The organism is Polynucleobacter sp. JS-JIR-II-50, from assembly GCF_018687895.1.
Lineage (GTDB): Bacteria > Pseudomonadota > Gammaproteobacteria > Burkholderiales > Burkholderiaceae > Polynucleobacter.
The window spans coordinates 2,001,440-2,019,631 of record NZ_CP061307.1 but is presented as its reverse complement, the minus strand read 5'-3'; the positions used below and the strand labels follow the sequence as shown (position 1 = coordinate 2,019,631).

At 47.9% G+C, this 18,192-nt stretch carries 20 protein-coding genes; 13 read left to right on the top strand and 7 right to left on the bottom strand.

From position 1 onward, the window contains the following. Positions 1–7 precede the first annotated feature (7 nt). The 3 genes from mreD to FD963_RS10045 are packed head-to-tail and all read right to left on the bottom strand — an operon-like array spanning position 8 to position 2,532. Positions 8–532: a rod shape-determining protein MreD gene (mreD, locus tag FD963_RS10055; protein ID WP_215362378.1), complete on the bottom strand. Its 525-nt coding sequence runs from the start codon at positions 530–532 to the stop codon at positions 8–10. Then, positions 529–1,464, bottom strand: coding sequence for a rod shape-determining protein MreC (mreC, locus tag FD963_RS10050; protein ID WP_215362377.1), 936 nt, complete (start codon positions 1,462–1,464; stop codon positions 529–531). The genes mreD and mreC overlap by 4 nt, the downstream gene beginning before the upstream one ends. 24 nt (positions 1,465–1,488) lie before the next feature. Then, the gene (locus FD963_RS10045) at positions 1,489–2,532 is read right to left on the bottom strand and encodes a rod shape-determining protein (protein WP_215362376.1); all 1,044 of its coding nucleotides are present in this window, start codon (positions 2,530–2,532) and stop codon (positions 1,489–1,491) included. A 59-nt stretch (positions 2,533–2,591) separates the two neighbouring features. Here FD963_RS10045 and gatC point away from each other — a divergent pair, with 59 nt between their 5' ends. The 12 genes from gatC (at position 2,592) to FD963_RS09985 (ending at position 13,927) form a co-directional block, all read left to right on the top strand. Beyond that, positions 2,592–2,885, top strand: coding sequence for an Asp-tRNA(Asn)/Glu-tRNA(Gln) amidotransferase subunit GatC (gene gatC, locus FD963_RS10040; protein ID WP_215362375.1), 294 nt, complete (start codon positions 2,592–2,594; stop codon positions 2,883–2,885). Continuing rightward, entirely contained in the window at positions 2,882–4,399 is a 1,518-nt protein-coding gene (gene gatA, locus FD963_RS10035; RefSeq protein ID WP_215362374.1) for an Asp-tRNA(Asn)/Glu-tRNA(Gln) amidotransferase subunit GatA, read from the top strand. The genes gatC and gatA overlap by 4 nt, the downstream gene beginning before the upstream one ends. Beyond that, positions 4,399–5,868, top strand: coding sequence for an Asp-tRNA(Asn)/Glu-tRNA(Gln) amidotransferase subunit GatB (gene gatB / locus FD963_RS10030; RefSeq protein ID WP_215364002.1), 1,470 nt, complete (start codon positions 4,399–4,401; stop codon positions 5,866–5,868). Before gatA ends, gatB begins: the two co-directional genes overlap by 1 nt. Before the next feature lie 27 nt (positions 5,869–5,895). Beyond that, positions 5,896–6,570, top strand: coding sequence for a DUF484 family protein (locus FD963_RS10025; RefSeq protein ID WP_215362373.1), 675 nt, complete (start codon positions 5,896–5,898; stop codon positions 6,568–6,570). Next, complete coding sequence (locus FD963_RS10020; RefSeq protein ID WP_215362372.1) at positions 6,551–7,552, top strand: tyrosine recombinase XerC; 1,002 nt, start codon at positions 6,551–6,553, stop codon at positions 7,550–7,552. The genes FD963_RS10025 and FD963_RS10020 overlap by 20 nt, the downstream gene beginning before the upstream one ends. A 69-nt stretch (positions 7,553–7,621) precedes the next feature. Then, positions 7,622–8,692, top strand: coding sequence for a GTP-binding protein (locus FD963_RS10015; protein WP_215362371.1), 1,071 nt, complete (start codon positions 7,622–7,624; stop codon positions 8,690–8,692). A 222-nt stretch (positions 8,693–8,914) separates the two neighbouring features. Next, positions 8,915–9,292 (top strand): RNA polymerase-binding protein DksA, encoded by a 378-nt coding sequence (gene dksA, locus FD963_RS10010; RefSeq protein ID WP_088525877.1) that lies wholly within the window; start codon positions 8,915–8,917, stop codon positions 9,290–9,292. A 13-nt stretch (positions 9,293–9,305) separates the two neighbouring features. Further along, a complete protein-coding gene (gene argB, locus FD963_RS10005) occupies positions 9,306–10,208 on the top strand; it encodes an acetylglutamate kinase (protein WP_215321158.1) in 903 nt (300 codons plus the stop codon). 18 nt (positions 10,209–10,226) lie between these two features. Further along, positions 10,227–10,877, top strand: coding sequence for a nucleoid occlusion factor SlmA (gene slmA / locus FD963_RS10000; protein ID WP_215362370.1), 651 nt, complete (start codon positions 10,227–10,229; stop codon positions 10,875–10,877). Next, positions 10,874–12,013, top strand: coding sequence for a homoserine O-acetyltransferase (locus FD963_RS09995; RefSeq protein WP_215362369.1), 1,140 nt, complete (start codon positions 10,874–10,876; stop codon positions 12,011–12,013). The genes slmA and FD963_RS09995 overlap by 4 nt, the downstream gene beginning before the upstream one ends. Next, entirely contained in the window at positions 12,010–12,603 is a 594-nt protein-coding gene (gene metW, locus FD963_RS09990) for a methionine biosynthesis protein MetW (RefSeq protein ID WP_215362368.1), read from the top strand. The genes FD963_RS09995 and metW overlap by 4 nt, the downstream gene beginning before the upstream one ends. Continuing rightward, positions 12,596–13,927, top strand: a complete 1,332-nt coding sequence (locus tag FD963_RS09985; protein ID WP_215362367.1) for an MFS transporter — start codon at positions 12,596–12,598, stop codon at positions 13,925–13,927. Before metW ends, FD963_RS09985 begins: the two co-directional genes overlap by 8 nt. Before the next feature lie 40 nt (positions 13,928–13,967). Here the strand turns inward: FD963_RS09985 and FD963_RS09980 are convergent, their stop codons facing one another. Continuing rightward, entirely contained in the window at positions 13,968–14,750 is a 783-nt protein-coding gene (locus tag FD963_RS09980; protein ID WP_215362366.1) for an exodeoxyribonuclease III, read from the bottom strand. An 8-nt stretch (positions 14,751–14,758) separates the two neighbouring features. On the opposite strand from FD963_RS09980, the gene pyrE reads away from it, so the two are divergent. Continuing rightward, a complete protein-coding gene (pyrE, locus tag FD963_RS09975; protein WP_215362365.1) occupies positions 14,759–15,427 on the top strand; it encodes an orotate phosphoribosyltransferase in 669 nt (222 codons plus the stop codon). Between the two features lie 12 nt (positions 15,428–15,439). On the opposite strand, the gene dapF is transcribed toward pyrE, so the two are convergent. Genes dapF through FD963_RS09960 form a run of 3 tightly spaced genes read right to left on the bottom strand, consistent with a single transcriptional unit; the run spans position 15,440 to position 18,137 of the window. Then, the gene (gene dapF, locus FD963_RS09970; RefSeq protein WP_215364000.1) at positions 15,440–16,294 is read right to left on the bottom strand and encodes a diaminopimelate epimerase; all 855 of its coding nucleotides are present in this window, start codon (positions 16,292–16,294) and stop codon (positions 15,440–15,442) included. Positions 16,295–16,353: 59 nt separating this feature from the next. Continuing rightward, positions 16,354–17,253, bottom strand: a complete 900-nt coding sequence (locus FD963_RS09965; protein ID WP_215362364.1) for a lipid A biosynthesis acyltransferase — start codon at positions 17,251–17,253, stop codon at positions 16,354–16,356. A gap of 23 nt (positions 17,254–17,276) precedes the next feature. After that, positions 17,277–18,137, bottom strand: a complete 861-nt coding sequence (locus FD963_RS09960) for a lysophospholipid acyltransferase family protein (protein WP_215362363.1) — start codon at positions 18,135–18,137, stop codon at positions 17,277–17,279. Positions 18,138–18,192: the final 55 nt, after the last annotated feature.

Genomic DNA, 18,192 nt, shown 5'->3' with positions numbered 1-18,192 from the left:
CCGCTTCTTAGAGGGGTCGATTGTGATCAACATCTATAGGGCGACGTTGCGGCGCAAGCAAGATGCGGGTGGCTATAGGCCAAAGCATCGCTTCAATCAAAGCCTGGATTGCGCCAGTTAAAGCCCACCAATAGAGTTCACCGCTGAGCAGCCAGTGTGCCAGCACAGGAAATAGCGATACCAATAAGAAAATAGGAAGCAGGTGCAGGGCTTGCGAGAGAACGGTAAGGGCCACGATACGCCTATGCCATGAGATTGCAAGATAGGCAACTAGAGAATAACTAAATGCATGCAATCCTAATAAATCCGAATTATGCACATCCATCATCAAGCCCAAAATGAATGCAGTGATGACGCTGACATAACGGTGCTGATGAATGTTCCAAAACACAATGCACAGAATTAACCAGTCCGGAACCCAGCCGTAATTGCCAATGGGCAATAGGTTTAATAGCAGCGCACAAAATAGGCTGAAATAAATAAAGACCGGATTTACCGGGCGCAGAATGTAGCCGCTCTGGAAATCGATCATTGCATTCCTCGCGCCCGAGTTTGGCGCCTGCCAGGCGTATTGCTTAGTGGCGCACCAGAAGCCGATTTGTTGTTAACAGTGGCTGCCTTAGCGTCGATCTGCGGATCATACAAAAGTGCAAGCGCTTGACGATAGCGATTTACTGCTGCAACAGGAACACAAAATACGTTGGAAGAGTTCTTGTCGACATTGCGCTCAATTTTGCTAATCACTGCTACTGCGAATCCTGGGGGGTAAACACCATCAATGCCTGAGGTCAGCAAAATATCGCCAACTTCCAAATCGCTGGCTACCGGTAAATAGCGAAGTTCCAGTGGATTGCCGCGCCCCGCGCCAAATACAGCTGCACGAAGGCCGTTGCGGGCCACTTGAACTGGAACCGCAAAATCACGGTCTTCTAGCAGGGAAACCTCGGCAGAGCGTTCGTAGAGACGGACCACCTGACCCAAAATGCCCGAATCATTGGCAATCGGGTTGCCGAGCTTCAGGCCATTGTTACTGCCGCGATTGATTACGATGCGCTGTGAAATTGGATTGGGTGGGTTAAACAGAATTTCTACCGGCAATGTTTTGAACGGAACCTGTTTTTGCAATGTCATGAGCTCGCGCAGGTTTTGGTTTTCCACCATCAAAAACTCAGATTGATTTGCCAGCAAAGAAAGCTCTGCTTGACGTACTTTCATTACTTGGTTTTCTTGATCAAGAGTTGATCTGGTTGTGAAGTATTCAGATGTTGCTTCGAATGCATTGCGCGGTGCCATCATGACGTATTCAAGTGGACGCAAAATCCAATTGACGTTATTGCGAATGGGGTCGAGTGCTTTGAAACGAAAATCGATCAGCATCAGAGCGATGCTGATCGACAGACAGACAATCAGTTTAAGTAAGGCCGGAATGCCCTGTCTGAAAAGTGGTGGAGCGCTATGTTGCAATTCCCTGGTCGACGTGTATGTCGCTTACTCGTGCGAGAACACTCCGCCTAACTTATCCATGCGCTCGAGTGCGATACCGCAACCACGAGCCACGCAAGTTAATGGATCTTCTGCCACATGAATTGGCAACCCAGTTTCTTCTAGCAAGAGGCGATCGAGGTCCCGCAATAAGGCTCCGCCGCCTGTGAGCATCATGCCGCGCTCAGCAATATCAGACGCCAACTCAGGCGGGATCTGCTCAAGAGCTGCCTTTACCGCAGTCACGATTTGATTCAATGGATCAGTCAATGCTTCAAGAATTTCATTGCTTGTAACGGTGAAGCTACGTGGAATACCTTCTGAAAGATTGCGACCCTTTACTTCCATCTCGCGCACTTCAGCACCAGGGAAAGCAGAGCCAATCGTTTTCTTAATCAGTTCAGCAGTTTGTTCACCAATCAACATGCCGTAGTTACGACGAATGTAATTGGTAATCGCTTCATCAAACTTATCGCCACCAACACGAACAGAGCCTTTGTAAACCATGCCACCTAATGACATCACGCCAACTTCAGTTGTGCCGCCGCCGATATCAACCACCATTGAGCCTGCTGCTTCTGAAACCGGGAGGCCGGAACCAATTGCAGCTGCCATTGGTTCTTCAATGAGGAATACTTGTGATGCGCCAGCTCCTAAAGCAGATTCGCGAATCGCACGACGCTCAACTTGAGTAGATCCACAAGGAACGCAAATGATGATGCGTGGACTAGGCTTTAATAATTTACTTTCGTGCACAAGCTTGATAAATTGCTTGAGCATTTGTTCGGTAATCGTGAAGTCGGCAATCACGCCATCTTTCATTGGGCGAATGGCCTCAATATTCCCTGGAACACGACCCAACATCGCTTTCGCCTCTTTGCCGACGGCCAAAATGGTCTTTTTGCCGTTTGGACCACCTTCTTGGCGAATTGCCACAACCGAAGGTTCATCGAGGACAATACCCCGCTCACGCATATAAATTAAGGTGTTGGCGGTTCCTAGGTCGATGGCTAGGTCATTGGAAAAGTAGTTGCGGAAAAAACCAAACATGATGTAGTGGGAAAATAGAAAGTGTTAATGAAAATATATAGGAATGATACTCTCGTCCCATGAAACTTGATGATGTCCAGCGCATTGCGCACCTATCTAGGCTTGAGTTAAATCAGGCAGAAGCCGAGGCAGTTTTGCCTCAATTACAGGCCATTTTTTCCTTGGTTGAGGAAATGCAGGCCGTTGATACTACTGGTCTTGAGCCATTGGCTCACCCAATCCTCTTTTTGCGTGATTTGGCTCAACCCATGCGCGTTGACCGAGTTACTGAATCAGATCATCGTGCCGAAAATATGCAGTCAGCCCCTGCCCAGCACGACGGCTATTTCTTGGTGCCAAAGGTGATCGAATGAGTTGGCACCACACCCCTATCGCTTTAATGGCAAAGGCACTGGCTGCAAAAGAGGTTTCCAGCACCGAGTTAACCCAGTACTTTTTGGACCGTATTGAGGCCGGAAAACAGTGGAATGCATATCTTGATGTGAATGCTCACTTAAGCTTAGAGCAAGCATCTAAAGCAGACAAGCTAATTTCCGATGGCAAAGCTGGTAAGTTAACTGGTATCCCCGTTGCACATAAGGATGTCTTTGTTACCCGTGGCTGGAAGTCGACTGCTGCCTCCAAAATCTTGGCTGGATATCAGAGTCCTTTTGATGCCACGGTGGTGGCCAATCTGGGAATCCCAGACGAAGGCAATCCCCATGGCGCTGGAATGGTTTGTTTGGGTAAAACCAATATGGACGAGTTCGCGATGGGCTCGTCTAATGAGAACTCTGCCTATGGCCCTGTTCTAAACCCATGGAATTCTGCCCACGTGGCTGGAGGTTCATCGGGTGGCTCGGCTGCAGCTGTAGCCGCTGGTTTGGCTCCGATCGCTACCGGTACAGATACGGGCGGCTCAATCCGTCAGCCAGCAGCTTTTTGTGGATTAACCGGTATTAAACCGAGTTATGGGCGCGTGTCGCGCTACGGCATGATTGCTTACGCTTCCTCGCTCGATCAAGCTGGGCCGATGGGCAAAACTGCAGAAGATTGCGCCTTGTTGCTGTCTGCAATGTCTTCGCATGATCCGCGTGACTCCACCTCCTTGGCTGATTCTGGTGAAGATTACGGTCGTTATCTCAATCAACAGTGGAAGGAAGGCAATGCCAATCCCGCAAAACCGTTGGAGGGTTTGCGTGTTGGTTTGCCAAAAGAATTCTTTGCTGAAGGTTTGGCCGTTGATGTTGCTAAATCCGTTACTGAAGCCACTAAGCTTTTAGAAAATCTAGGCGCTACATTGGTTGAAGTGAGTTTGCCAAAAACCAAGTTATCTATTCCGGTGTATTACGTTTTAGCGCCAGCAGAAGCATCAAGTAACTTGAGTCGCTTTGACGGTGTGCGTTATGGATATCGCGCTAGTGAATACCGTGATCTCAATGACATGTATGCCAAGTCACGTACCGAAGGTTTTGGTGAAGAAGTGAAGCGCCGCATCATGATTGGAACCTATGTGCTATGTCATGGTTACTATGATGCTTATTACCTGCAGGCACAAAAAATTCGTCGCATTATTGCGGCAGACTTTCAAGCTGCATTCAATCAGTGCGATGTCATCCTAGGGCCTGTAGCCCCTGATGTGGCTTGGCGTTTGGGCGAGAAATCTAAAGATCCAGTGCAAATGTATCTAGAAGATATTTATACGCTTTCTACAAACTTGGCAGGTTTACCAGCGATGAGTGTCCCATGTGGATTTAATGGAAATAATTTACCTATCGGCATGCAACTCATTGGTAATTATTTTTCTGAAGCACGCTTGTTGCAAGTGGCCCATCAATATCAGCAAGCCAGCGATTGGCATTTGCGTCCAGCAAGTGAGGTGGCATGATGCAATGGGAAGTCGTTATTGGTCTAGAGACCCACGCGCAGCTGCAAACTCAGTCCAAGATTTTTAGTGGCGCAAGTACGCGCTTTGGCGCCGCGCCAAACACGCAAGCGTGTGCAGTGGATTTAGCGTTGCCTGGTGTTTTGCCGGTGCTCAATCGTCAAGCGGTAGAGCATGCCATTCGTTTTGGTTTGGCAGTCAATGCGAAGATTTCTCCAGCAAGTATTTTCGCTCGCAAGAATTATTTCTATCCTGATTTACCTAAGGGCTATCAAATCAGCCAGATGGAGATCCCGGTTGTTGTTGGCGGGCATCTGGAGATCTTGGTGGGGGACAAAGTTAAAGTTGTTGAACTCACTCGCGCCCATATGGAGGAGGATGCTGGTAAATCCGTCCATGAAGAGGGCTTTACAGGCCCTCATGGCGAACCTTCTAGCGGGATTGATCTGAACCGCGCAGGTACACCACTCCTCGAGATCGTGACTGAGCCAGTCATGCGCAGCGCTGCTGAAGCCGTTGCTTATGCCAAGGCTTTGCATAGCTTGGTGGTATGGCTTGGGGTTTGTGACGGCAATATGCAAGAAGGCTCTTTCCGTTGCGATGCGAACGTTTCTGTTCGCCCTATAGGCCAGGCTGAATTTGGTACCCGCTGCGAAATCAAAAACTTGAACTCCTTCCGCTTTTTGGAAGAGGCCATTCAATACGAAGTGCGCCGTCAAATCGAATTGATTGAGGATGGTGGAACCGTCGTTCAAGAGACGCGTTTGTATGATCCCGATCGTCAAGAAACCCGTAGTATGCGTAGTAAAGAAGATGCAAACGACTATCGCTACTTCCCCGATCCTGATTTATTGCCCGTTGTGATTGATGATGCATGGATCGCAGATGTCCGTAGCAAAATGCCTGCGCTGCCAGCCCAATTACGCGAGCAGTGGCAAACCGAGTTTGGTTTAAGTGCTTACGATGCGCAGTTGCTCACGCAAGATCGTGATACCGCAAAAGTATTTGAAGAGCTATTAGTAATCGTAGGTAAGCCATTGGCAAAAGCCGCGGCCAATTTAATTGCTGGTGAATTTGCTTCCTCCTTAAATCGTGCAGGTATTGCCGCAGCTGACGCCCCATTAAAAGCGGAGCATTTAGCGCCATTGCTGACGCGTGTGGCAGATGGCACTATCTCCAACAAGATTGCAAAAGATATCTTTGCCATTCTTTGGGAAGAAGCGATTGCAGGCAAATCTATCAGCACCGTTGATCAGGTCATTGACGCCAAAGGGCTGAAACAAATTAGTGATAGCGGCGCCATTGAGGCCATTATTGATCAGGTGTTGGCGGCCAACCAGAAATCGGTTGAAGAGTTTCGCTCAGGCAAAGAGAAGGCATTCAACGCCCTTATTGGCCAAATTATGAAAGCTTCTCAAGGCAAAGCAAATCCCGGTCAGGTCAATGAGCTCTTACGTAAAAAGCTTGGTTAATCAAAGAATACATTTAGAAAGAGATACATGAGCGCAATTGATCCAAAGCAAGCCGAGCAAGAAGAATTAGTTGCAGAGTGGTTACGTGCAACCCCGGGCTTCTTTGAGCGCTACGCCGATCTTTTTAATGAGATTCGGATTAAGCACCCGCATGAGGATCGCGCGATTTCTTTGCAAGAGCGTCAGATGACAGTGCTGCGGACACAAAATCAAGAGCTCAATCGTCGCTTAAGTGAGATGTTGCACTTTGGAAGTCGTAATGACAAAACCCAACAAAGTTTGGTTGCTTGGTTATTGCGTTTGATGAAGGCCAACAATAAGGCTGATGTGGAGGCGGCGATAACTTCGGGCTTAGCCGAAGTATTCGAAGTAGAGTCTGCACAATTACTGTCGCCTAACTCTGCTTTTAGCCCTTGGGTAGACACCCCGTTATGCGGCTCTGCTAAGGAGTTGGCGGCAGCCAGCGTAGATTTGTTAGCAAGCCAGACAAGCATTGATTCTGAATGGCAAAGCATGGTGGCCATTGGGTTGCCATTAGGCAAGAGTATTGGTGCCGCTCAATCGCCCGCAGTATTGCTGTTAGCCAGCAAGGATGAATCCCGCTTTACGGCGGATATGGGCGCTTTCTATTTGCGTCAAATTGCCGAATTAACTGCTGCAGCTTTGGATCGTATCCAGGCTTATGAAATTAAAGTCGACTGAACTACATCCTTTCATGCAAGAGTATTTGCATGAGTTACATGTGTTGCGTCAACTTTCGCCGCATACGCTTAAAGCGTACGGCATGGACCTGAGCGACCTGCAAAACTTTGCTCTTGAAGACAATATTGAGTTATTGAGAGTGAGTAACGGCCATGTACGTCGTTGGGCCGGCCGCTTACATTCCAAAGGTAAATCTTCAAGAAGTATTGCGAGAGCCCTTTCAGCATGGCGAGGATGGTATGACTGGCTTACTGAAAAAGATGCCAGGCGCGATGCCCGTGCTGGCAAGGTAGCAAGCAATTTAATTGCCAATCCGGTTGACGACGTCAAGGCACCCAAGCGTCTGAAGTCTTTACCCAAGGCCTTATCCGTCGAGCAAGCGCTTTCCTTGGTAAATCAAGCGGTCAAAGAGGCCGAAGAAAAAAAGGATTTGGAATCGATCCGTGATGCAGCCATTATTGATTTGTTGTATTCCTCAGGCTTACGTCTTTCAGAGCTCTTAGGAATTGATGTGATGCAAAGCAAAGATCGCCAACAGGAATCTGCTGGCTGGTTGGATTGGGATGCTGCAGAGGTAACTGTTTTGGGTAAGGGCGGTAAACGCAGATCTGTTCCTGTTGGCATACCTGCCATGAAGTCACTGACTGCATGGCGAGAGCTGCGTGATGCTGGAAATTATTCAGAAGAGTCCATCGCCTTGTTTTTGTCAGCAACGGGCAGGCGTTTATCGCCGCGTACGGTACAAGCGAGATTACGTACTTTAGCCATGCGCGCTGGTTTGCCCACTCATGTGCACCCGCATATGATGCGCCATAGCTTTGCGAGCCATGTGCTGCAATCCTCACAAGATTTAAGGGCTGTGCAGGAGATGTTGGGGCATGCCAGCATTGCTAGCACCCAGATTTATACGTCCTTAGATTTTCAGCACCTTGCTCAGGCATACGATAAAGCGCATCCACGCGCAAAGGCTGGCAAAGGCTGAGGAACTCGGTAAGATAGAAGGTTTCCCGCTTTGGGAATTGTTGGCTTTTAGATTTTGATTGGATCATCCATGGCATTAATTCCGGTAACGATTTTGACGGGCTTCTTGGGAAGCGGCAAAACTACTTTGTTGAAACATATTCTGACCGAGGAGCATGGCAAAAAGATTGCCGTGATCGAGAACGAATTCGGCGAAGAGAATATTGATAACGATATCTTGGTGCAAGACAACCAAGAGAACATTGTGCAAATGAGTAATGGCTGTATTTGCTGCACCATTCGCGGCGATCTCGTGGATGCCTTAAATGAGCTTTGGGAGCAACGCAAAGATAAGAAGATTAGCTTTGATCGTGTTGTGATTGAAACCACAGGCGTTGCCAATCCCGGCCCCGTTGCTCAGACATTCTTTATGGATGATGATGTAGCCGATCATTATGTTTTGGATGCTGTGGTGACTCTGGTGGATGCCAAGCATGGTCAACAGCAACTCAATGAGCATGAAGAGGCGCAGCGGCAGGTGGGCTTTGCCGACCAAATCTTTATTACCAAGACTGATTTGGTGACGCCTGCACAAGTAGATGCTTTACGTAATCGTTTGATGCATATGAACCCAAGAGCGCCTATTGCGGGGATTTCTAAGGGGGTTGTGCCCCTGAATGCTGTCTTGGACCTCAAGGGCTTCAATCTCAATGCTAAGCTAGATATTGACCCCCATTTCTTGGGGCAGGACGATCATGACCATGCGGATTGCGGTCATGACCATAGTCACGATCATGATCACAGTACCTGTGGCCACGATCATAGTCACGATCACCAGCACCAACACCATGGCCATGCTGGCCATACTGATCGCATCCAATCCTTTGTTTTTCGTAGTGATAAACCCTTTAATCACAAAAAGTTGGAAGACTTCCTGGGGGGCATTTTGGAGGTCTTTGGAGAGAAGATGTTGCGCTATAAAGGCGTGCTCTATGTGAAGGGAAGTAGCCGAAAAGTAGTGTTCCAGGGCGTTCACCAGATGATGGGCAGTGATTTAGCCGGTCCATGGGGCACAGAACCCAAGCAAACCCGGATGGTCTTCATAGGTATCGATTTGCCCAAGGACACCCTATTGGCAGGGCTTGAGGGCTGTTTGGCCTAGCAAGATTCGGGTACAATCCGCCGCCACGGCCCATATTGATGAATATTAATAAAAGGGCCGTAAAAGTTTGGCAGAATGAGGCAATAATGCTTCAAACCAGGAAAGAATGAAATGACGGTAAAAACAGCAACAAAACCAGCAACCGCTGCAAAAGCTAGTAGTAAGGCTGCGAGCGCTAAGGTTGCAAAAGGTGCTCCATTGACTGAGGCGGAATTGCTCAAGATGTCCGATAAGGACTATATGAGTGCTGCGCAGTTAGATTTTTTCCGTCAAAAACTACTCACTCTTAAAGATGACATTTTGAAGAATGCGTCCGAGACAACAGAACATCTGCGTGAAAATATTTTGGTTCCCGATCCCGCCGACCGTGCAACGATCGAAGAAGAGCACGCATTAGAATTGCGCACGCGCGATCGTGAGCGCAAGTTGCTCAAAAAAGTAGAGCAAGCATTGGCTCGCATTGAGTCAGGCGACTATGGATGGTGCGAAGAAACTGGTGAGCCAATCGGCTTGAACCGTTTAATTGCAAGACCTACAGCCAATTTATCTCTTGAGGCTCAAGAGCGTCGCGAACTCCGTCAAAAATTATTTGGCGAATAAATTTTAAGTAGCGATGACTAAGCATTTACCAACTATTAGTGATATCTCTCCTTTATTAAAGGCGGAGATTCTTGCTGAGGCTTTGCCTTATATTCGTGCGTATCACGGCAAGACCATTGTGATTAAGTACGGCGGAAACGCGATGGTGGAAGAGCGCCTCAAAGAAAGTTTTGCGCGTGACGTTATCTTATTAAAACTCGTCGGCATGAACCCAGTAGTGGTTCATGGCGGAGGTCCGCAAATTGATGAGGCCTTAAAGAAGATTGGTAAGACCGGTACTTTTATTCAAGGTATGCGCGTAACCGATGAAGAAACCATGGAAGTGGTGGAGTGGGTTCTGGGCGGTGAAGTGCAGCAGGACATTGTGATGTTGATTAACCACTTTGGCGGCCAGGCTGTTGGCTTGACTGGTAAAGACGGTGGATTGATTCACGCTAAGAAAATGAAGATTCCTAGCGATACAGAGCCGGGCAAGATGGTAGATATCGGTTTTGTTGGTGAGATCGAGGCAATTAATCCTGCGGTGGTTAAAGCCTTGCAGGATGACGCATTTATTCCAGTGATTTCTCCTATTGGCTTTAGTGCGGAAGGTCAGGCTTACAACATTAACGCTGACTTAGTAGCTGGCAAGATGGCTGAAATTCTTCACGCTGAGAAGTTGGTCATGATGACTAACATCCCGGGTGTGATGGATAAAGACGGTAAGTTGCTGACAGATTTAACTGCGCGAGAAATTGACGCACTATTTGCTGATGGCACTATTTCTGGCGGCATGTTGCCGAAGATTTCTTCTGCATTAGATGCAGCTAAGAGCGGTGTGAATTCAGTGCACATCATTGATGGCCGCATTGAGCATTCTTTATTATTAGAAATTCTGACCGAGCAAGCGTTCGGTACGATGATCCGCTCTAGATAGGTAGACAAGTAAACAAGCATGCACGAATCTTTAGAGCCAGCAAACATCAATGACAGCAACGCTGATGCTGGTGCAGTTCGTAAGCGCCCTCGTCCAGGTGAACGCCGTTTACAGATTTTGCAAGTGCTTGCTGAGATGTTGCAAAACCCGAAGGGTGAGCGCGTTACTACGGCGGCTTTAGCAGCCAAGATTGAGGTTTCAGAAGCGGCCCTATATCGTCACTTCGCTAGTAAAGCGCAAATGTTCGAGGGCCTGATTTCTTTTATCGAGCAAACTGTTTTTGGATTAATTAATCAAATTAATCAAAAAGAAGAGTCTGGTCTTGCTCAGGCACGTGGCATTTTGCAAATGCTTTTATTCTTTGCCGAAAAAAATCCTGGCATGACTCGCGTTTTATTGGGTGATGCTTTATTTCAAGAAGATGATCGCCTTCAAGAGCGCATTACTCAAGTGCTTGATCGTGTTGAGGCGTCTCTTAAGCAAGCTCTGCGGATTGCCCAAACCCAAGGGGGTAACTGGGCTCAGCTGGGCCAAGAAGAGGTCAGCATTCGTGCGGCCATGTTAATGAGTTTTGTTTTGGGTCGTTGGCATCGCTTTGCCCGTAGCGGATTTAAGAAGCTGCCAACTGAAGCCTCCGATGTTAGTCTGCGCCTTCTTCTTTCAGAATGAGCGAGCTACACCTCTCTAGAAATACCATTCATTTTGCCGAGCCCCTGCCTTTGCAGAGTGGCGCCATCTTGTCTGGCTACGATTTAGTGATCGAAACTTACGGTAAGCTTAACTCCGATAAAAGCAATGCCATCTTAGTTTGTCATGCACTCAATGCATCCCACCATGTGGCCGGTCCAAGTCCAGAAGATCCAAAAGATATCGGCTGGTGGGACAACATGATTGGTCCAGGTAAGCCGGTAGATACCAATCACTTTTTTGTCATAGGTGTAAATAATTTAGGTTCTTGTTTTGGTTCTACTGGGCCCATGAGCATTAATCCCGCTACTGGTAAGCCATATGGCGCAGATTTTCCTGTTGTCACGGTTGAGGATTGGGTGAATACTCAAGCCCGCCTGGCTGACAAATTGGGAATTCGGAAGTTTGCTGCGGTGATGGGCGGAAGCTTGGGCGGCATGCAGGCTATGGCTTGGGCCATTCAGTTCCCTAAGCGCATAGACCACTGTGTGGTGGTGGCATCTACCCCAAGGCTGAGCGCGCAAAACATTGCTTTCAATGAAGTAGCGCGCAATGCTATTTTGTCGGACCCTGATTTTCATGGCGGCAACTACTACGAGCATGGCGTTGTACCAAAACGCGGTTTACGTTTGGCGCGCATGGTTGGTCACATCACCTATTTGTCTGATGATGATATGGCAGAAAAATTTGGACGAGAATTGCAGCGTCCTAATGGCGAGTCTAATGACTACCGCTTTAGCTTTGATGTTGAGTTTGAGGTTGAGAGTTATTTACGTCACCAAGGTGATAAGTTTTCAACCTACTTTGACGCCAATACTTATTTATTGATTACGCGTGCACTCGATTATTTTGATCCCGCACGTCGTTACGATGGCAGTCTGAATCGCGCTTTAGCGGAAGTGCAAGCCAAGTTTTTGGTTGTCAGCTTTTCAACCGACTGGCGCTTCCCGCCTGATCGCAGTCGCGAGATTGTGCAATCTTTGTTGAGCAATAAGAGTGAAGTGACTTATGCCGAGATCGATGCGCCCCATGGACATGATGCTTTCCTGTTGGATGACGAGCGTTATCACAACCTGATCCGCTCTTACTTTAAGCAAATGCGTGAGGCGCAACCATGAGCAATTTTAATAAGCGTGCCGACTTTGCTGCCATAGCCAATTGGATTGCACCCAATACTCAAGTCTTGGATCTCGGTTGTGGGGATGGTAGTTTCTTAGAGTTTTTACAGAAACAAAAACCGGTTCACGCTTATGGCGTTGAGATTGATGATTCACGCGTACTCTCTTGTGTGCAAAAGGGGTTGAATGTCATTCAGCAGGATTTAGAGGGCGGCTTAGCACTCTTTGAGGACAGCAGTTTTGACACGGTTGTGTTGTCACAAACTCTGCAAACTATTCATCAAACTGAAAAGATTTTGCGTGAGGTAGTGCGTGTGGGTAAAGAGTCGGTGATCTCCTTTCCAAACTTCGGCCACTGGTCACATCGTCTAGCTGTTGGCTTGGGCCGCATGCCAGTTTCTAAGAGCTTGCCTTATCAGTGGTACAACACGCCTAACGTACGCGTGCTCACGGTCGCCGACTTTGAGAGGTTAGCCTCAAGTCTTGGCCTGAAGGTAATCGATCAATGTATCTTGCATGAGGGTCGCCAAGTGACTTTGATGCCAAATTTATTTGGTAGCCTTGCTTTATTCCGCATTCGTCGTGCCTAACAAACAACTTAATGTAGTGAAGTCCTGGCTTGAAGACTTTCGGGTTTATCTCGAATGGCCTTGTTTGCGTATGCTGTTCTTGGGCTTCTCTGCAGGCCTTCCTCTATTGCTTATTTTGGGAACGCTGAGCTTTTGGTTACGTGAAGCCGGCATTGATCGCAGCACCATCGGTTACTTAACTTGGGTTGGTTTGATCTACGCTTTTAAGTGGGTTTGGGCTCCTCTTGTGGACCGCCTACAAATCCCCCTCCTTGCTAAACTATTTGGCCGCCGCCGCAGCTGGCTGCTCTTTGCGCAAGCGCTCATCATTCTGGGTCTTGTTGGCATGTCGACTTTAGATCCTAAGCTGGCACTCAATTCCATAGTTTGGTGTGCGCTATTGGTAGCATTTGGATCTGCCACTCAAGATATCGCATTGGATGCTTTCCGTATTGAGTCGGCTAATAGTGACCATCAAGCAGCCCTTGCTGCTACATATCAAACCGGTTATCGCCTTGCCTTAATCTGGGCTGGTGCCGGCGTGCTTTGGCTTGCTGCGCGGGCTGAAACTGGCAGTGGCTATGACGCAAATGCATGGCAGTTTGCCTATCTCTGTATGGCCGCTTCTATTGGGGTAGGTGTGATTACAACGCTCTTGAGTAAAGAGCCAGCAAGATATGAGTTGGCTAAAGTCCGCACTGCTAAAGCTTGGTTGTATCAAACCTTGGTTGAGCCATTTGCGGAATTTATTACGCGTTATCGCTGGCATGCCATTTTGATTTTGTCTTTAATTGCCATCTATCGCATTAGTGATGTCGTGATGGGCATTATGGCAAACCCGTTTTATGTGGATATGGGCTACACCAAAGATGAAGTTGCAGCTGTTAGTAAGGTATTCGGTGTAGTGATGACCTTGGTCGGTGCTTTTGTAGGCGGTGTGCTCACATTGCGTTTTGGCGTGTTGCGAATTCTCTTTGTGGGCGCGGTTCTCTCGGCGGTCAGCAATATATTGTTTGCTTGGCTGGCTACTCAAGGACATGATTTACACGGTTTGATTTGGGTGATCTCAGCAGACAATTTAAGTTCTGGTATCGCTAGTGCAGCCTTTATAGCTTTCTTGTCATCACTTACTAATATCCGTTACTCAGCGACCCAGTACGCCTTGTTTAGTTCGATGATGCTGCTCTTGCCCAAATGGTTGGCGGGCTTTTCCGGAGTGTTTGTTGATAACTTTGGGTACCAAGCATTCTTCTACGGCACCGCCATTATTGGGGCCCCAGTCCTACTTCTTATTTGGGCAACGATTCATTTCAAGATCGTGCAGATCAAAAAAGAGGGGGAGTAAAAGTGGAGTACTCGGGAGATTAAATTCTCCCCGTTATTTATTAAATCTTCCAGTCGTAATCCACGGTAAGTGGTGCGTGGTCTGAGAATTTCTCCTCCTTGTACACCGCAGTTTTCTTGGCTGTAGCAGCAATACCAGGGGTAGTGATGTGATAGTCAATACGCCAGCCAACATTCTTGGCGTAGGCTTGACCTCGGTTACTCCACCAGGTGTAGCAAGTTTCAGTTGCCTCTGGTTCAAGATGTCGATAAACATCGACGTAACCCACTTTGCTAAATAAGTTGGTAAGCCACGCGCGCTCTTCCGGTAAGAAGCCAGAATTTTTGAGATTCCCTTTCCAGTTCTTCAGGTCAATTTCTTGATGGGCAATATTGACATCACCGCATAGGACGATTTCACGACCTGATTTTTTGAGAGAGACGAGATGTGGCAGGAAGCTGTCGAGGTAACGATATTTGGCCTCTTGGCGCTCGGGAGAGCTTGAGCCCGACGGCATATAGACCGAAATAACAGAGAGCCCCTTAAAGCGCGCCTCTACATATCGTCCCTCCGCATCAAATTCTTCATTGCCATAGCCGTACAAGACCTCATCCGGCTTATGGGGCGTATAAATACCGCAACCGCTATAGCCTTTCTTCTCTGCGTGATGGAAAAAGCCATGCATACCATCGGGATTGAGGATGGCATCCTCTAGATCGTCGCGCTGAGCTTTGAGCTCTTGCATGCAAATGAAATCTGCCTTTTGCTTAACAGCCCATGGCAGAAAGCCTTTTTTGACTGCGGAACGGATACCGTTGAGGTTCGCGGAAATGATGCGTAACATGTAGGCCTATGAGCTCAAATAATTCAAATCAAGATAACTTTATTCGTTTTGCCTTAGAGGCAAAGGTTTTGTCCTTCGGGGAGTTTAAAACCAAAGCAGGAAGACTCTCACCTTATTTCTTTAATGCTGGTGAGTTTAATGATGGAGCTCGTCTAAGCGCATTAGGTCGTTATTACGCCAAAGCCTTGCAAGAATCAGGCATTCAGTTCGATATGCTTTATGGGCCGGCATATAAGGGAATCACACTTGCAGCGGCAACAGCGATTGCATTGGCAGATGATGGCATTAACGTTCCATATGCTTACAACCGCAAAGAAGCTAAGGATCATGGTGAAGGTGGCATGCTGGTTGGTGCGCCCGTAAAAGGCAAAGTGGTCATCATTGATGATGTGATTTCTGCTGGCACTTCAGTTAGGGAATCAGTAGATCTTATTCGTAAAGCGGGGGGAGAGCCTGCAGCGGTATTGATCGCTTTGGATCGTATGGAGCGCTCAGGTAATGCCGTTGAAATTGGAGACAAGTCTGCGGTGCAGGCTGTAGAACAAGAGTTTGGCTTGCCAGTCGTTACGATTGCTAACTTGGCTGGGTTAATGTCTTTCCTAACCTCCTCTAGTGATGCTCAGCTCACTCATTACTTACCCGCAGTTAAAGCCTACCGCGATAAATACGGAATCTAAGAGCGGCTGCTTTTAGATTGATGTTTCACCTTCAAAGACAGTAACGGCAGGCCCGGTCATGATGACGGGCTGAGCAACACCGTCAATTACCCCACCCCAGGTAATCTGCAAATCTCCACCGCGAGTATGCACTTTTACGGGTGAATCTAATAAGCCTCTGCGAATGCCTGAAACCACGGCTGCGCAAGCGCCAGTACCGCAAGCTAAAGTTTCTCCGGCGCCACGCTCAAAGACGCGTAGTTTGATTTCATGGCGATTAAGCGCCTGCAGGTAACCCACGTTTACTTTTTTTGGAAACGCAACAAACTTTTCAATTTCAGGGCCTTCCTCTAGAACGGGTGCGCTATCGACATCACCAACTACTTGGACGGCATGTGGATTCCCCATTGAGATGACGCCCACCAAACTATCGTGAGTAGCTGGGTAATTCAAAGGAAGCGCATAGAGAGTTTCTTGAAACTCTTGAACGCTTGCTAACCCAGTTGCATTAAATGGAATGTGGCTGTGCTCAAAAATAGGCGCGCCCATATCCACTTCCACCTGGCCATCCGGATGGGACTTGAGAGTCAGAACGGTGTGTGACACTTCCACGCGCAAAGGATTCTTATTGGATAGGCCCTGGTCTTGCACAAAGCGTACAAAGCAGCGTGAGCCATTACCGCATTGCTCAACTTCACTGCCATCCGAATTAAAAATGCGGTACCGAAAATCAGCATCTGGGCGGGTAGTTTTTTCAACCAGGAGAATTTGGTCGGCACCAACGCCAAATTGACGATGGGCTAAGGCTTGCCATTGATCCTTGGTGATACCGTTTAAGTCTTGGTCGATACCATTGAGCACAATAAAATCATTGCCAGCACCATGCATTTTGGTGAATCGTAGCTTGCGTGCTGGATTGTTTGTATTGGTGCTCAAAATATTTCCGTTTAATCGTAAAGACTGGGTTCGCCCTCGGGCCTGTGTTTAAAACGCTTATGAACCCAATAGTACTCTGCTGGTCTTTCTCGAACAAGTTCCTCGATATATTGATTTAGGCGAGCAGTATCTTTTTCAACATCATCACTAGGAAAGTTTGGTAATGGCTCGCTGATATGGCAGGTATAGCCTTTACGGTCTTTGTTTAGGGTAGTTGTCATCAAACATACTTCGGCGCCGCTGAGTCTTGCTAGGCGGGACACAGAGGTAATAGTGTTGGTCTGTATGCCAAAGAAGGGCACAAAGACGGAGTCACGTGGGCCCAAGTCAATATCGGGGGCAATGAAAATAAAGTTACCTGTTTGAATTTCACGAATCAAGTCACGTAAGCGGCTCTGTCGCTCAATGGACTTTCCGCCAAAGCGATTTCTCCACTCAATCATTTTTTGATTAAAGAATGGATTCTTCATATTTTGATAAAGACCCGCACCGCGTGGCCAGTCATGTTGGTTCGCCAATACTGAAAGCGCCATGAAGCCGCCTTCAAGCCCAACAAAGTGTGGATTGATCAGTAGGCGTGGCTTGCGATCTCCCAAGGTAATCGCTGATTCAATGGTGACGATATCGGTAATTTGTTTGCCACTACCTAACCAAATACGGCTTCTCTCTAATACGCTGCGGCCAAATAATTTCCAGTGCTCAAGCGCTAGATTTTCAAGTTCTTTTTCGCTGAGATTGGGAAAGCACAAACGTAAATTAGTCTTTACTACGTGGGTGCGGCTGTTAGGAATATGGGCGGCAAGCCAGCCCAGGCCATAACCCACATTGACAGTAATCGTATACGGGAGAAAGGCAAAGAGGCGCAAAAGACTGAGCGCCAAGAAATTGAAGAGGTTTTGTAACCAGGTCATTTCAAAAATGATAACGAATTTATTTAATTGCTCGGGGGCAATTCTGCACCGGCAGGATGCTTATAGCGGTTGTATGACCAAATGAATTGTTCTGGCGCGACCATAACTGCATTTTCAATTGCAACGTTAAGTTCTGCGGCGGCAAGATTGGCATCTTCAGATAAAGGCGCAAGACGAGTAGCCTGCATGAGCCATCCTTGGCCAATACCTTTCCGCTTGGCGGTAAACATGACTACTGGTGTTTTATTCCGATTGGCGAGACGCGCTGGTAATGGCGTTGTGTAGGCTGGACGCCCAAAGAATGGGACCCAAACACCTTCACCTCCACTAGGCACTTGATCCGGAAGAATGCCAATCGCCTCACCTCGTGTGAGCGCTCTAGTCATTTGGCGCACGCCATTGAGGTTGGTCGGTACGAAATGCATATTTGGATAGGCGCGACCTTCTTCTACTACTTCATTGAGCCATTCTTGGCGGGAGGGTCGATAAAGAATCGTTGCTGGGAAATGCTGAGCGAGTACACGTGGAATGATTTCAAAGCCACCGAGGTGCGGGGTCAGCATCACCAAGCCATGCCCTTCGCCGATAGCCGCCTCAACTACATCCCAGTTTTGCACTTCCACTAATTTCAGTGCTTTCGCAGGGTTGCGCCAAATCCACAAGCTGTCTGAAAACAGCATTCCAGAGGCCCGTACCGCATCCCAAAGCTTAAATGGTAGGCCCCGTGCGTTCACTACCGCTGCATATTGCGGTCTAAAGAGCAAACGATATTGTTTGGAGCCAAGGTAAGCCAGCATGCCTAAAAAGACCCCAATCACTTGCACAAGCGCAAGGGGGAGTACGGCAATCGCATTAAGGCAGAGCTTTAGAAGGGGTTTTAGCACCCCCTAATGATATTCAATGCCGCTCTCGGTGTGTGGATTTCAGTATGAATGACTG

Coding starts and splice junctions, on each gene's coding strand:
- mreD (WP_215362378.1), bottom strand. CDS start 532: ATGATCGATTTCCAGAGCGGCTACATTCTGCGCCCGGTAAATCCGGTC.
- FD963_RS10045 (WP_215362376.1), bottom strand. CDS start 2,532: ATGTTTGGTTTTTTCCGCAACTACTTTTCCAATGACCTAGCCATCGAC.
- gatC (WP_215362375.1), top strand. CDS start 2,592: ATGAAACTTGATGATGTCCAGCGCATTGCGCACCTATCTAGGCTTGAG.
- gatA (WP_215362374.1), top strand. CDS start 2,882: ATGAGTTGGCACCACACCCCTATCGCTTTAATGGCAAAGGCACTGGCT.
- gatB (WP_215364002.1), top strand. CDS start 4,399: ATGCAATGGGAAGTCGTTATTGGTCTAGAGACCCACGCGCAGCTGCAA.
- FD963_RS10025 (WP_215362373.1), top strand. CDS start 5,896: ATGAGCGCAATTGATCCAAAGCAAGCCGAGCAAGAAGAATTAGTTGCA.
- FD963_RS10020 (WP_215362372.1), top strand. CDS start 6,551: ATGAAATTAAAGTCGACTGAACTACATCCTTTCATGCAAGAGTATTTG.
- FD963_RS10015 (WP_215362371.1), top strand. CDS start 7,622: ATGGCATTAATTCCGGTAACGATTTTGACGGGCTTCTTGGGAAGCGGC.
- dksA (WP_088525877.1), top strand. CDS start 8,915: ATGTCCGATAAGGACTATATGAGTGCTGCGCAGTTAGATTTTTTCCGT.
- argB (WP_215321158.1), top strand. CDS start 9,306: ATGACTAAGCATTTACCAACTATTAGTGATATCTCTCCTTTATTAAAG.
- slmA (WP_215362370.1), top strand. CDS start 10,227: ATGCACGAATCTTTAGAGCCAGCAAACATCAATGACAGCAACGCTGAT.
- FD963_RS09995 (WP_215362369.1), top strand. CDS start 10,874: ATGAGCGAGCTACACCTCTCTAGAAATACCATTCATTTTGCCGAGCCC.
- metW (WP_215362368.1), top strand. CDS start 12,010: ATGAGCAATTTTAATAAGCGTGCCGACTTTGCTGCCATAGCCAATTGG.
- FD963_RS09980 (WP_215362366.1), bottom strand. CDS start 14,750: ATGTTACGCATCATTTCCGCGAACCTCAACGGTATCCGTTCCGCAGTC.
- pyrE (WP_215362365.1), top strand. CDS start 14,759: ATGAGCTCAAATAATTCAAATCAAGATAACTTTATTCGTTTTGCCTTA.
- dapF (WP_215364000.1), bottom strand. CDS start 16,294: ATGCATGGTGCTGGCAATGATTTTATTGTGCTCAATGGTATCGACCAA.
- FD963_RS09965 (WP_215362364.1), bottom strand. CDS start 17,253: ATGACCTGGTTACAAAACCTCTTCAATTTCTTGGCGCTCAGTCTTTTG.